13 protein-coding genes are annotated in these 12,242 nt (G+C 60.8%); 2 read left to right on the top strand and 11 right to left on the bottom strand.

Going from position 1 to position 12,242, the window contains the following annotated elements; translation table 11 throughout:
- The first annotated feature begins 581 nt into the window (after nt 1-581).
- Together QM712_RS07400 and QM712_RS07395 are read left to right on the top strand one after the other, a co-directional pair.
- A complete protein-coding gene (locus QM712_RS07400) occupies nt 582-947 on the top strand; it encodes a hypothetical protein (protein ID WP_415022419.1) in 366 nt (121 codons plus the stop codon).
- A gap of 73 nt (nt 948-1,020) precedes the next feature.
- Entirely contained in the window at nt 1,021-1,761 is a 741-nt protein-coding gene (locus QM712_RS07395; protein WP_415022418.1) for a hypothetical protein, read from the top strand.
- Between the two features lie 75 nt (nt 1,762-1,836).
- Here QM712_RS07395 and QM712_RS07390 read toward each other — a convergent pair whose 3' ends face one another.
- The 11 genes from QM712_RS07390 to QM712_RS07340 all read right to left on the bottom strand — a co-directional run bounded on the left by QM712_RS07390 (nt 1,837) and on the right by QM712_RS07340 (nt 12,190).
- Nucleotides 1,837-2,211 carry a hypothetical protein gene (locus QM712_RS07390; RefSeq protein WP_415022417.1) on the bottom strand — a complete coding sequence of 125 codons (375 nt, stop codon included), beginning with the start codon at nt 2,209-2,211 and terminating at the stop codon, nt 1,837-1,839.
- Nucleotides 2,212-2,310: 99 nt separating this feature from the next.
- A complete protein-coding gene (locus QM712_RS07385) occupies nt 2,311-2,628 on the bottom strand; it encodes a hypothetical protein (protein ID WP_415022416.1) in 318 nt (105 codons plus the stop codon).
- Entirely contained in the window at nt 2,618-5,788 is a 3,171-nt protein-coding gene (locus QM712_RS07380; protein WP_415022415.1) for a phage tail length tape measure family protein, read from the bottom strand. The genes QM712_RS07385 and QM712_RS07380 overlap by 11 nt, the downstream gene beginning before the upstream one ends.
- A gap of 12 nt (nt 5,789-5,800) precedes the next feature.
- Nucleotides 5,801-7,051 (bottom strand): phage major capsid protein, encoded by a 1,251-nt coding sequence (locus QM712_RS07375; RefSeq protein ID WP_415022414.1) that lies wholly within the window; start codon nt 7,049-7,051, stop codon nt 5,801-5,803.
- Entirely contained in the window at nt 7,048-7,932 is an 885-nt protein-coding gene (locus tag QM712_RS07370; protein WP_415022413.1) for a head maturation protease, ClpP-related, read from the bottom strand. Before QM712_RS07370 ends, QM712_RS07375 begins: the two co-directional genes overlap by 4 nt.
- Before the next feature lie 180 nt (nt 7,933-8,112).
- Nucleotides 8,113-8,784: a hypothetical protein gene (locus QM712_RS07365; RefSeq protein WP_415022412.1), complete on the bottom strand. Its 672-nt coding sequence runs from the start codon at nt 8,782-8,784 to the stop codon at nt 8,113-8,115.
- Nucleotides 8,785-8,844: 60 nt separating this feature from the next.
- Nucleotides 8,845-9,375 carry a hypothetical protein gene (locus QM712_RS07360; RefSeq protein WP_415022411.1) on the bottom strand — a complete coding sequence of 177 codons (531 nt, stop codon included), beginning with the start codon at nt 9,373-9,375 and terminating at the stop codon, nt 8,845-8,847.
- Nucleotides 9,372-10,190, bottom strand: a complete 819-nt coding sequence (locus QM712_RS07355) for a DUF1376 domain-containing protein (protein ID WP_415022410.1) — start codon at nt 10,188-10,190, stop codon at nt 9,372-9,374. Before QM712_RS07355 ends, QM712_RS07360 begins: the two co-directional genes overlap by 4 nt.
- Before the next feature lie 6 nt (nt 10,191-10,196).
- Nucleotides 10,197-10,433 carry a hypothetical protein gene (locus QM712_RS07350; protein ID WP_415022409.1) on the bottom strand — a complete coding sequence of 79 codons (237 nt, stop codon included), beginning with the start codon at nt 10,431-10,433 and terminating at the stop codon, nt 10,197-10,199.
- Between the two features lie 81 nt (nt 10,434-10,514).
- The gene (locus tag QM712_RS07345; protein ID WP_415022408.1) at nt 10,515-10,922 is read right to left on the bottom strand and encodes a hypothetical protein; all 408 of its coding nucleotides are present in this window, start codon (nt 10,920-10,922) and stop codon (nt 10,515-10,517) included.
- Nucleotides 10,919-12,190, bottom strand: a complete 1,272-nt coding sequence (locus QM712_RS07340; protein WP_415022565.1) for a tyrosine-type recombinase/integrase — start codon at nt 12,188-12,190, stop codon at nt 10,919-10,921. Before QM712_RS07340 ends, QM712_RS07345 begins: the two co-directional genes overlap by 4 nt.
- Nucleotides 12,191-12,242: the final 52 nt, after the last annotated feature.

The raw sequence follows: 12,242 nt of genomic DNA, 5'->3' as shown, positions 1-12,242 counted from the left end.
AAGTTGCGGAAGGCTCCGGTTCGGGGGTCTTGAGATGCGGGTGTACGCGTTTTTGGCGATCGCTATTGGACTGCTGGCGTTCGTCGCCAGTCGGCCCGCCGCGCCGCCGCAAGCGCCTGCCAAGTTCGCACAACTTCCAGCCTCCCTCCAAGTGCTCCCTAGTCCAGAACCGCGGCCGCAGCCCTCCAGGACGCCCGTGGCGAAGGCGCCGGCGCCAATGGACAACAGGCCCCAGGCGCAGCAGCCGCCGCCGCGCCAAGCCGCACCAACGCTGCCGGCACCATCGCCGACGCCAAACCAATCCAAAGCCAAGGACGCCGCAGTCGTCTTAACCGCCGCCGCGATCGCCGCACTGATCGTAGCGGAGAGCCGACGGGCCTACCACGCCCGCGGGAAACCATGTGCTTGCCCGGATGACAGCATGCGCAACGGGCGCGCCTGCGGTGGCCGAAGCGCTTACAGCCGCCCCGGTGGCGCCGCTCCGCTTTGTTATCCAACCGACGTGACGGAGGCGATGATCAAAGCTTACCGCGCGCGACAGGTGGCCGAACGATGAGAAGTCTGCCAACACGGAATTTTTCATGAGCAAGGTTTGCCCCGAGTGTCAGCACGTTTTCCAGGGTAACGGCTGGGACGGCATCGACGCGCACTGGCGCGCGAAGCACGATCACATCATGCCGTACGAAGAGGCGTGGCCTCTCATCAGAGCGGAAACCTATGCCGGTCGATCGGCTTCAAATGGCAGGTGGTATCTGGAACTCTTTGATAAGGGGGCGTCAAAAGCCAAGAGGGTTTGGACCGAGCCGACCTGGTCTGCGGTTATCCCGCACGTCAGGAGCATCAAGCAGTCAACGACTGAAAAATTGCGGATCATGGCACCGGCGGCTGCGACGGATCAGGAGCTATTTGAACTCGAGCAGTTCGGGGTAGAGCGACGGTTTCCGTGACAGGATGCCGGCGCCCGGCGGGAGGGGGCCTACAGTCCTCGGCAGACTGGTATTTCCCTGAGGAGTGTGGCGAATGATTTGGGTGCTTCTCGGAGCTATCTTCTTCGCCTTGATCGGATTGATCGTTTCTGACGCCCGACGTCTAGGGCAGCGAGATGAGAAGAATTCAGAAGCAGCGCGCGCGAACAAGATAGCCCCGATTGCGCTAGCTGTTTCAATGGTCTCGCCCATCGTCGCAGCGGGCGGCATCTATTTCGCTACCTTTTATAAACCTGTGGACATTTCGGTATTGGCAACTGTTCTGCGACGCGCCGACGTCGGGACAAATACCCTCCAGATATCTTTGGTGTTCTCAAACGCAGGAAAGCGGCCAGCTGTTATCGAGCGCGTCGTGATGGCCATGCTAAGCGGTCAATCTGCAAGCATTGACGATGCGGCCGACAGAAATCTTGCAACCGCGATATTTTCCGACGAATTCTCGCCCTTACCCGGACCAATCAAATCGAAATGGCGCAATGACGCTCTGCTTGAGGTCTACGATCCAACAGCAACCTTGCTCAACAACCAGCCTGCGGCGACAACGGCAACCATCTTGCCCGAAAGCAGCACATCCCTTTCGGTCTTGCGCTTTGCGCCTGACCCTCGAGATCGAAAGGGGGGACCGATAGTCGTGATGGTCGGCGTGCAGATCTATGACGGGATCGGCGTGCGCAAGCGCGTCATCGTCCCAATCGGTACGTCCGACGATCCAATGAAGGACGGAGGGCACCGCTATAACCCTGCTCTGGGAAGCCTTGCCAAGCTGCTGCCTTGAGCGAAGTTGAACAGTCAAATCTAGGGCAGCTCCGCCACCACGCACTCCGCGATGGGCGGCGGGGGCCGCAGCTTGTCACCCCATGATCTCGGTCAGATACATCATACCTTTAGCCGTGGTCGGGGCCGTGTACGGCCAGACGCAATTTCCCGATGCGCTGTTCGACTGCCGCTGACCCGCATAGGTCACTGCGCTCGCGGTATTCGGAAGATCGGTCACTTCGAAGGGGAACGCCGAGGATGCACCGCTGCCGACGGTCTGCGCAGCACCAATTAAGCCGGAATTGTTCGTCGTCCCTCGGCTGATCGCCGCAGTGCAGGTATAGGTTAGTGTCGAGTTGACCGACCCCTGCATCTTGACGATGACCGGGTTCGCGGCAGACGTCGGTGTGATCGATACCAGCATAGCAGCGATCGCGAGCGCGATAATCGAGAGGATGAAGAGTTTCATCTTTGCTTCAAACGCTTGTCAGTTGCCGGCCTGAACGCCGGTCCAGTTCGTAAGACTGACCGAAACGCGCCGGCGTTCGGTGGAGATAGATGGTTTGCCTCATGATGAGCACCTCGGTCTGAAGCCGGCGATTGGACCAACGACGTTGTGAAATCGGCTGAGCTCGTATGAGAGCGAGATATTCAGGCTGCCGACATAGACCGACAGTTCGTTTTCCGTGGCACCAAGCCGCCGCAAGTTGTCGAGACGTTTTGGGACGATCTCGCTATGATGCACGTCGAGCCAGATCCGCGGATCAATGCGCTTGGCCGGACTAGCCTCGATGCAGAGTTCGGCGAAGAGTCCGGCGCACTTCCTGGCGTCCAGCACGCCTTGCTCCCGGAAATCGTCAATGGTCGCTATGCGATCAGGTTCCATTGTTCAGGTATCCGCGCTGGCGCGTGTGGTAGAGGATCCGCTCGTCGACGACCTGGGTCATGGACTCCTTAACGGTGCGCGCGATCGTCGAAGCGTCGGTCGCCGACGTTCCATCCGGCACCTGGATGTGGATGTCGCCGAACGAGACCGCGGTGCCGCCGTAGGAGAAGCCTGACGCGCTTCCACCTTTGCCGCCGACCATGCTGACGCCGAGCCGACCGTCGGCCCCCCGACGCAGCGGCATCACTGCCTCGGGGCCAGCCTCACCCATCAAGCCGGTGCCGCCATTTGCCATCGGGAAGAGCGAGGGCCGGCTTACGACACCCCCGCGAGCGAACGGGATGATGTTGCCGCCGCCAAACACGTTGCCGCGCGCGCTCGGTGCCAACGGCCCGAAGAGGCTGCTGCTGGCTTCGCCGGGCAGGCCGCCGTACTGAAGGGTCGTGCCCAGGGACGATCCGCCGAAGAGACTGAAGCCGCTCTGAAGCGAGCGCATCAGCGGACCGATGATGTAAAGCTTGATGATCATCTCCTCGAGGGCGCGGATCACGGCCTTGCCGGTGTCGGCCATGGCGGTCCCGAATGCCTTCGTTCCATCGATCGCATCCGCGATGCCCGTCGTTAGGCTGCTCGATATCGTCGATGAGGCCTGGCTAAGCGCGGCGTTGGCGCGCAGCCCCGCCGCCTCGACGCTGTTGAGCGCCGTCGCGACGTCCGGGTAGATGCCCTTCAATTGCTGAGCGATCTGGACGTCATCGGGGGACAGCAGCGCGGTCTGGCTGCCGAACTTGATGTCCTGCCGGATCTGGGCCCGTGCCGCGAGGTCAGTGCGCCGGCCGAGCTCGGCATTGATCTTCTGGAGCCGTGCGTACTCGGCTTCATCGAATTCCGTACGATATTGGGAGGCTTGCTGCTGAAGTTGCTGTCTAGCCTGCAGGTTGGCCCGCATTTCAGCTTGCTGGCCGATCGATTTTCCGACGAGATCGATCTCGAGCTGAGCTGACTGGACAGCTTGGTTCGCGCTTAGTGCGCGCGCTCGAGCGGCCTCCTGGAGAGCCGTGACGGTCTGATGAATTGACAGGTTGTAAGCGTCTTGGCCGATCCGGGCCTTCTCGCTCGGATCCAAGCCGCCGGCGGTGCGGTACTGCTCGATGGCCTGGCGCTGCGCAATCGCGGCTTTCGCTGACGGCGAGAACGCCGTGACTGCGTCGTAGGAGATTGCGGAGTTGGCCTTGATCTCCTGGAAGGTGGTCCGGAAGTCATCCCGCAATTGGTTCAGGATGGCCTTGGCGCGGTCGACCTGCTGCTGGGTGAGGCCGAGCGCCTTCATCAGGATCGGATCCTCGGCCGCGGCGCCGCCGATCGAGGCAGCATCCTGGAGCGCCTGCCGAGCACCAATCTCCGGCAGTTGGGTCATGATGGTCTGCGAGACCCGTAGAGAGGCCTGCGCCGCGGCAACATTCTGCGTCGCTTGGGCTCGTTTCTCGATGAGTGCATTGATGTCGCTGAGCTGGCGCTTCAGCGTCTCGAGATCGGATCCGCCGCCGATGCTGCCGGGACTGAACGGGTTGTTATAATCCGCGATCAGCCGTTTCAGGTTGTCGCGTTGCTGTTCAAGGCTGGCATTGAGTCCCCCGGCATTTGCCAGCTTCTCGCCGACGTAATCGTAGAATCCCGAGGCCGCGTTCTTGGCTGCCGTCCACGCCTGCGACCACACTGATGTGACCTCGCTCGTCTTGGCCAAGGATCCTCGGACACCGTCCAGGAGCACCCGCTGGGCGTCGTAGAGGCGGTTCTGAGCCGTTAGGCTGGCGATCTGCCGCTGCATGCCGGCATCGAGGAAGCCGAGTCGATCGTTCAATTGGTCGGCACCGCGCACGGGATCGGCAAAGGCGCCGGCAAGCTGGCGGACAGCATCGGCGTCGGAGATGCCGAACGTTGTCGCGAAGTCCTTTCCGATCTGGACGATTGGCAGCAAGTTGTCATTTGCGATCTTGCCAGTACTCGCCAACGCGGTTGCGAGCTCTCGCGCGCCGGAAATTGATAGACCGAATGTTGATGCGCCGCTTTCAGCGATGGAATTGATTCCGCTGACCGAAGCGCCGCTGGCACGGCCGGCGCCGGAAAGACCAATTTTCACAGCATCCTGCTTGTTGAGATAAGATTGCAGCGCGGCTGTCAGCACGCCGACGGACGCCGCTACACCGAGAAACGCCGCGTTGCCGACGGTGGCGAACCCGGTGAAGAACGATGCCGCCTCCTGAAATGCGCCCTTGAGCCCGCCTGGCCCAGTCGCGGCATATGAGAGATGGTTGATCTGCTGCAGAAGCACTTGGCTCGGCGGAACGCCCATGGCGATTTGCTCCACCATGCTGCGCACGGCGTGCTGGGCCGCCATGGCCTGCGTCGATAGCGCGGCGTGAGCGTCGGCCGTTTTGCCGGCGGCAGACTGGATATCGGTGTACCGCTGGTTCAGCGTGTCGATGGCCGTAGCTTGTTCGATGCTACTGATCGCGCCAACCTTCGCGGCAGCGTTGATGCCCTCGAGCTCGGTTTCATATTTGCGGCTGAGATCGAATAGCGGGTTGTATTTCGCGCGGAGATCGTCGAGCGCTTGGCCGTACGCTGCGACGTCGGCACCCCGCGCCGCGCTGGTATCAGGTCCACCGATGCCGAATTGCGCGTTAATGCCCTGCTGGAAGTTCTGAGCTCGAATCTGGCCCTGCAGGCGCTGCGCGTTCTCCGCTGCGGCCGCCATCCGGGCGTTTACGGCGTCGACCGCCGGCGCGATGCTTACGAAACCGCGTTCTGCGAGCGCCGCGGCATCGGCGACAAGGCCGAACTTCCGATACGTGGCGTCGAGAAGGACCTCGGCACGATCGAGACCGAGTCCGCGGTCGACGGCATTGCCGATTTTGCGGATCTGGGCTTCGAACGTGGCGCCGGCGCCGTAGCCGTCGAGTAGACTGCGGCTCAACTGTGCAACGCCCGGTATTGCCTTGCCGAGAGCGGCGTCGGCCTGCGCCAATGCTGCCGCTCGGGCGCGATCGCCGGCAATCATCTTAACGTCGGCGTCGACCTTCGCGGCGGCCATCCGGGAATAGCCGCCGGCATCACCGTCGACGGTGACGCGGAGCGATGATAGTGCGACGCCTGCCACGGTTCGCTTCCGTTATGCAAACTTCAGGAGCTTAATTGCTTCGCTGTTGGCTAGGCCACCGCCGACGCGGCGATAGGCGTAGTAGAGGACCAACGGTTTTGCGGTGAACGGATCGACCAGGAGCTTAATGCCGAGCCGATCCACGATGACGTAACCGAGCTGGAAATTGCCGAACGCCACAGAGATAGAATTCGCGGCGGGATCAGGCATCGCGACGTCATCCACCGCGACAGGATAGCCGAGAAGCATATCCGGCATCCCAGCGGTGAGACCCGGCCGGAGGAGGTAGTTGCCCTGACCATCCTTCATCTTGTCGATCAGCGACAATGTGTTGCTGTTCATTAGCCACGAAGCGCCGGCGCGATATGGCGCCCTGAGCGACCAAAGGAGGTTCTTGAGTGGATCAGCGGGGTTGCTGGTTGGAAATGCACCAGCCTGGCCGGTAGCCACGGTCTGCAGCGTACCCCATGGCCGGGTGGCGTCGCTTGCCGTGCTCTGCGGGTATGATAGCAGCCCCATGGGCTTGTTAACGCCATCGCCGCCGATGAACGCGATGCCCTCGTCACGACCGAACTTGTCGTTGATCTTGCCGATGAGCCAGTTACCGAGGTCGAATTGCGACGAGTCGAGCAGCGACTGCGTGATCGGCGGCTGTGCGTACGCTTCGTTCAACGGGATTTTCAGCATCCCTATCTTTGGCGTGCTTGTTGCTGCACGTGGATCGGTTTCACCCACCCAGCCCGAACCGACCTGGTCCGGATCAATGGGCTCTTCCCACTGAACGCCTCCGGTCACGGTCTCGACTCGGCAGATCCGGCGCATCGCCGAGACGTCCCAGAGCTTCTTGGTCATCGACTTCGAGATTTCGGGCAGAACCAGATAGCCGCCGTCCGGATCCGAGCCGACAGACATCGCGCCCTGGATGTTGGCGAGTGCAGTAACCGCCCCGGTGTGGATGTTCAGCAATTCGTCCTGCTGGCGCCCCTTGGACCGGAAGAACTTCGCGACCGCATTGAGCTCCGTGCGGAGGTTGGATTCGCCCGAGGGTCTGCTTCCGGTGCCGAGCGCGGTTAGACCCGCCATGCGCTCAGTGACGCGCTCGAGTTCGGCCTCGATTGTACAGAACCGCTGCGTAACAGCCTCGTGGTGCGCACCGAACTGGGCCATCAAGGCCTCGACGCCGTTCTCGCCGGCCATTGCGAAAGCCGGAATCCGGCGGCTCGGCAACTCGATTGCGGTACGCTGGCGCGTGACGAAGTTCATGAACGTCTTCCTTTGCTGAGGTCAGCTGTCGCTCTGGCGACGGTTGCGATGAATTTTTCGATGACGGCGGCCTGGGATGAGGGGGCCGTTGACTCCGGCGCACCTGAAAGTCCGCTGTAACCGCTGTGGGTGAAAGCCTTCGCTTGGCTCCTGGACATGCCGTGTGAACGGAGCCATTGCTCGGTCTCGGTCCTTGACCCGATGTTCAGCCCCTGACGCGGAGCTTGCTTCAGACGATCAGGTACATGGGCATAGATGGAGAGATCAAAGGCCGCCTTTGGTTCGTCTCGATCTGCAATCTGTTCGTCGGCGAAACCGGCATCGATCGCCTCGCTCGCTCCGAACCAGGTTTCTTCGGCCATCCAGGTGGTAATCTGCTGAAGATCATGGCCCGTACGCTGCTGGTATGTTGCGGCAAGCGCGCCATCGATCTGAGACAGTAACCTCGCCGTATCTGTGTGGTCTTCAGTGTTTCCGATCGTGAAACTCCAAGCCCTGTGGATCATGACGAAGGCGTTGGATGCGATCGCGATCTCGTCGCCAGCCATCGCGACAATCGAAGCCGCTGAGGCGGCCAATCCGGTTACCTCGATGCGAACGTTGCCTCGATGCGCAATGAGATCGTTGTGCATCGCGATTCCGTCGAAGACATCGCCTCCGGGGCTATTGATCTTGAGGACGATGTCACCGGTGATCGAGGCGAGTTTGGCTTTGAACGCGGCCGCGCTCACGCCCCACTGGCCGATTTCATCGTACAAAACGACCTCCGTCGCGCCGCCGGCGGCATGCACGTCGAAGCCAGCACCCGCAGCACGCGCGAAGAGGCGTTGGCGCTGAGCCGAAGGTCGTTTGTCTGTCGGGAGTTTGATGCTATTGCGCATTTCGCGCGTCGTCCTTGTCGGCAAGCGATAACAGGCCTCGTGAGAGGCGGGTTTTCGGCTTGTTGCGGCGGCATCGCGCAGCGGCAGACAAGGATCTCGTCGGCGCCGGCCAGCATCGCGCGGGGCGGTAACGACGAATCACCAATACACCATTCACGATTCCGCCGGCAAGCGGATTGTCTATCTCTGCTCGATCGGTGTCGTATCGAGTTTGTCGAGCGCCAAGACCTGCGCGTCGAGCAATGTGCGCGCGTCGGTGGCTCTGGCGGCATCGATCAAGCCGATCGCCTCAACCATGCGAGCCTGCAGAGTGCCTGCCAAGTCGAGCAGATAGTTCACGGACTTGGCGTTGGCGGCTGACCTCTGCTCGATCGCGGGCCGCGTAGCTTCTGCGAGCCTAACCGCTAGCGCCAGGAAAAGCCGCGCATCATCAATGCTGGTGTCTGCCTCGTATGCTGCCCAGTTCACGATGTCGAGTACCTCGCAGATCGCGTTTAGCTTCGCGGGATCTGCCTCCTTGACGAGTTTCGCCATGGCTTCCCAATCGTGACGTAAAGCTGCCGGCAGCGGCCGCTCGGCAATCGGCGCAAACAGCATATCTGCCGGTGAGACGGGGCGGAAACGAGGAGAGTTCGGTTCAGTCATCGGCTTTTGTCCTTTCGGTTCTTCGAGAACTGGCTGTGGCACAGCTACTTTTGCGATTTTCGGCGTCATTTTCCGAAATCCAGTTTTTCGGTAATAATTCGGCGACGCCGATCTAAGCCATTGATCGGAATCGTCTTTCCCAACGAGGCGTCGTGGAATTTTTTCGGTCGTTTCGACGATTTCGGCTGGAAATTTCTGGCGTGGCAAAAAAAAATCCGCGCGTGAGATCCCACGCGGTAGGCGGCCCTAAAGGGATTTCGAACTTTTTCACCCCCTTTCGCCCGCGATACGATCCGCGACTGCGCGACGGAGCCGAGCCAGTCGCTGCGGCTCTACGAACAGATGCGCGTCTTCGATGCTTTGACGTGCGGCCGCCAAGGCCTGCAGCACCTCGGCCACGGAGGGCAAGAATTGCGAAGTATCGATCAACCGGCGGGTAGCCCAATCGAGTTGCCCAAACGATGGCGTATGAGCGGCGACCCGCTCGATCAGCACGCGGCTGAAGCCATCGCCGGCTGCCTTTGCCGTTGGGAAGGCGATGCGCAGCACGCTGAGATGATCGGCTAGTTCCTTTTTGGTTGCCGGTCGCAGGATGGCAGCCAGTTGCGTTGACAGTCCGGCGGCATCCTGAAGTGCTCGATCGACGTCGACGGCCAGCCGGCGCAACGCCGGCAACGAGTTCTCGGTGTAGAAGCGCCCGAACAGATCTTTGATGGCGTTAGCCCGTAGTTCGATGCGTTCGAGTTCGGATGGTGCCGGCAACGCTGCCTGGCTGAGATGGGTGATTTCGGCGCTCATGAGTTCGCTGCCCAGTTCTGAAAGGTGTCAACGGATTGGCGGGTATCTTCCGACTGACTAGCGGACCCGCTCGATTTAGGTCCCTGTACAAAGCGATCGTTCCAACGTTGATCTCGCAACCAATTCACGAGTCGAGGGCAGAAGGTCAGGTCCGCAGCACCAGCCCATGCGCGCTGCATCCGGTCGACGCCTTCTAGAATTTGCTCCTCAGTCGCAATCTTCTTTCGGATTGTGGCGTCGTAGATCTTCTTGGCGCCGACCTCTGAATCCTGCCGGGGGTAGCGTTCAATCACCGCCTTGAAGCCTCCTCCAATCGTTGCAGGCAACAATCCCGGCAGCGAGCCGTTAGTCTCTCCCTTCTTTTTTCTTTTTGATTTTGGTTTTGTCTCTGACTTTGATTGTGACTCTAAGATACTTGAGCTTCGCTCCGCGTTTGCCACAGCATTTGTTTCAGCATTTGCTGCACCTCGATCTAGAGATTTCAGAGACTTAGCGGCTCCGCCCTTCGCACCAGCCGCGCGTCGTTTCTCAACAATCTCGCTCTGCTTTTCGTACTCGGCACCGAGCCTTTCTTGGGTAAGACGGTCACCGGCACAGTTGAAGAGCTCCAGGATGTCCGGAGAAATCTGCTCCCAACGTCTCAGCGAAACCCCGCAGATACGAGCGAGCTTGACTGGGTCGTTCGGGAGACTGCCGCCGGCGTTCCACATTGTCGCCAACAGCACGGTGTAACCGCCGCGCTGCTCAAGCGTGAGGTGAGTGGTCGAGGATAGGAAATCCCCTACCCACAACGGCATGAATGGGAGACGCGGCATTTGATCTTACGCCGCCGTATTGCCCTTATTGGACCCAGCACCGGTGCCACTCTCGGCTTCGCGTTCGCAGCGCCAATCCGCAGCAGCTTCATTCGAAATGATCTTGCGGGATCCCACCGACATCAGTCGAGGACCCTTGCCTTGAGCGCAGAGTTTGTAAAACATCGCTCGGCTGATGCCGTGCGCGGCGCAGAACTCGTCGACCGAAAATGCGCTTTTGGTGATGGGCTTAGTGTTTTCCATGTGCGTCCCCTGAAAATGGCGATGCACACCGGTAGATTCGAAAATTCTTCAGAAAAACGGGAAAAATATCCGCAGAAACTCCTATCTGGACATTTCCAGCGCTATCCCCTCCATCTCGCTTCGATATTCAGTGTCGGCACCGATGATCTTGTCGGCCTGGTAATACATCCGCTCCACCGAGCTCTGCGCACCCGAGAACAACCCTTGGCGCTTAGCAACCAAAGCGCAGGCGCGGTTTACAGGGATCTTCTTGCCAACCCTTTCAGAGCGAATTTGCTCTGCACGAACACGCGCCCACAACATTGTCAGCACGAACGGATCCCTCTCCGTGGGGCGGCCGACTCTTTTACCAGGCGTCGCTGCAATCTGCTGAAGGGCTGCTTCGACGGATTGGAGTCCATAGTTCTTCACCAGGCGTCGCAACTTGTTGAAGTCCTCGCCTTGGATCCGCTCTCCAAGTCGGTCTCTTCTCTTCGGCGGCGCTTTCATCGTAGCGATCTGACGCTTGCATCTGCGTCACCAAACCGCGGCGCGCCGGCCCTGATCGCATCTGCGACGTAAGACGGCGCCAGATGGCCATAGTGCTTCTCGACCATGCGCGTGTCGCTGTGCCCGAGGTTCTTGGCGGCGACCAGCAGCGGCACACCGTTCATCACAGCATGGCTCGCCCAGGTGTGACGCAGTCCATGGAATCCCATCGGCGGATCGATCTTTGCCCTCTCGCAGGCATCGCGCATGGGATCTTTCTGGTGGTCCTTCTTCCACGGCTCGCCATTCTCCTTGACGAACAGGAAGGCCGTGCCTGCTCGGCCGGCGGTGATCGAGCGGAAGAACGCAACGCCATCCTCAGTGAGGTGGATATGCCGCGCTTTGCTCGACTTGGATTTCCGGATGGAAACCGTGCCGCTGTTGTGGCTGAAGTCGACGACCCTGAGCCGCGTCAGCTCGCCATACCGCGCGCCGGTCTCCACCGCGCCGCGTGCCAACTGGCGGAAGTCCAGATCGGAAGCGTTGAGCAACCGGGTCACCTCGGCGAGTTCGAGGTACCGCACGCGCGCCGCATCCACGCCCTTGAAGGGCTCGATGGCGCGCCAGGCTGCGTCGCTCGACACCTTCTCTTCCCGCCAAGCCTTGTTCAGCGCTGCCTTCAGGACGGTCAGGATGCGGTTTGCGGTGGATCGCCGGCGCCGCTGGTGCTCCTCTGGATCGTCAACCTCCTTGAAGCGCTGCTGGTCGCCCTTCCTCACCCGGATGCGCGCGCCGGCCTTCGCAAGCCCGTGGTGCCAGGTCTCGATTTGGTCCTTTGTCAGGACCTTGACCTCGATGCCGCCGAGTTCAGGAAGGATGAATGCGTCCGCCGCGTACCGGCTAAACTTCGCCGACTTCCGCTTGGCCTCCAGGAATTCGATGTAGGTGTCGACGGCAGCCTTCACGGTGAGCGGGCCGGACTTCCCTGCCGCCTTATGCGCGCGGTCGACCATCAGATCTCGCGCCCTCGCCTGAGCCTGGGAGAAGCTCAGGATCTTCACGCCGTCGGCGTCGGACAAATCGTCTGCCGGACCGATCGTCTCGACCTCGTATTTCTGGTCGCCGACGTAATGCCGCACCACCCAGTTGCCCGCGCCGGTCTTGAGCCGCCTGTAACCGAGGTGAATCCCCTCCTCCATGACCCGGTAATAGGGCTTGCCCCGCGCGAGAAGTCGTCGCCGGGCTTCTCTCTTCTCCAGGTTCGCGTCGCGCACTGTGCGGGCCATCATCGCCACCTTGGCAAGGTTGAAAACGCGTCGTGTCCAACACTTGTCCAATATA

Source organism: Bradyrhizobium sp., from assembly GCF_047605465.1.
Lineage (GTDB): Bacteria > Pseudomonadota > Alphaproteobacteria > Rhizobiales > Xanthobacteraceae > Bradyrhizobium.
The sequence above is the reverse complement of the archived record's forward strand: the minus strand, read 5'-3'. Positions and strand labels throughout refer to the sequence as shown.

Excerpts from the sequence above, each read along its gene's own strand:
- QM712_RS07345 (WP_415022408.1), bottom strand. The coding sequence starts at position 10,922 with ATGAAAGCGCCGCCGAAGAGAAGAGACCGACTTGGAGAGCGGATCCAA.
- QM712_RS07355 (WP_415022410.1), bottom strand. The coding sequence starts at position 10,190 with ATGCCGCGTCTCCCATTCATGCCGTTGTGGGTAGGGGATTTCCTATCC.
- QM712_RS07350 (WP_415022409.1), bottom strand. The coding sequence starts at position 10,433 with ATGGAAAACACTAAGCCCATCACCAAAAGCGCATTTTCGGTCGACGAG.
- QM712_RS07385 (WP_415022416.1), bottom strand. The coding sequence starts at position 2,628 with ATGGAACCTGATCGCATAGCGACCATTGACGATTTCCGGGAGCAAGGC.
- QM712_RS07375 (WP_415022414.1), bottom strand. The coding sequence starts at position 7,051 with ATGAACTTCGTCACGCGCCAGCGTACCGCAATCGAGTTGCCGAGCCGC.
- QM712_RS07400 (WP_415022419.1), top strand. The coding sequence starts at position 582 with ATGAGCAAGGTTTGCCCCGAGTGTCAGCACGTTTTCCAGGGTAACGGC.
- QM712_RS07395 (WP_415022418.1), top strand. The coding sequence starts at position 1,021 with ATGATTTGGGTGCTTCTCGGAGCTATCTTCTTCGCCTTGATCGGATTG.
- QM712_RS07360 (WP_415022411.1), bottom strand. The coding sequence starts at position 9,375 with ATGAGCGCCGAAATCACCCATCTCAGCCAGGCAGCGTTGCCGGCACCA.
- QM712_RS07390 (WP_415022417.1), bottom strand. The coding sequence starts at position 2,211 with ATGAAACTCTTCATCCTCTCGATTATCGCGCTCGCGATCGCTGCTATG.
- QM712_RS07340 (WP_415022565.1), bottom strand. The coding sequence starts at position 12,190 with ATGATGGCCCGCACAGTGCGCGACGCGAACCTGGAGAAGAGAGAAGCC.
- QM712_RS07370 (WP_415022413.1), bottom strand. The coding sequence starts at position 7,932 with ATGCGCAATAGCATCAAACTCCCGACAGACAAACGACCTTCGGCTCAG.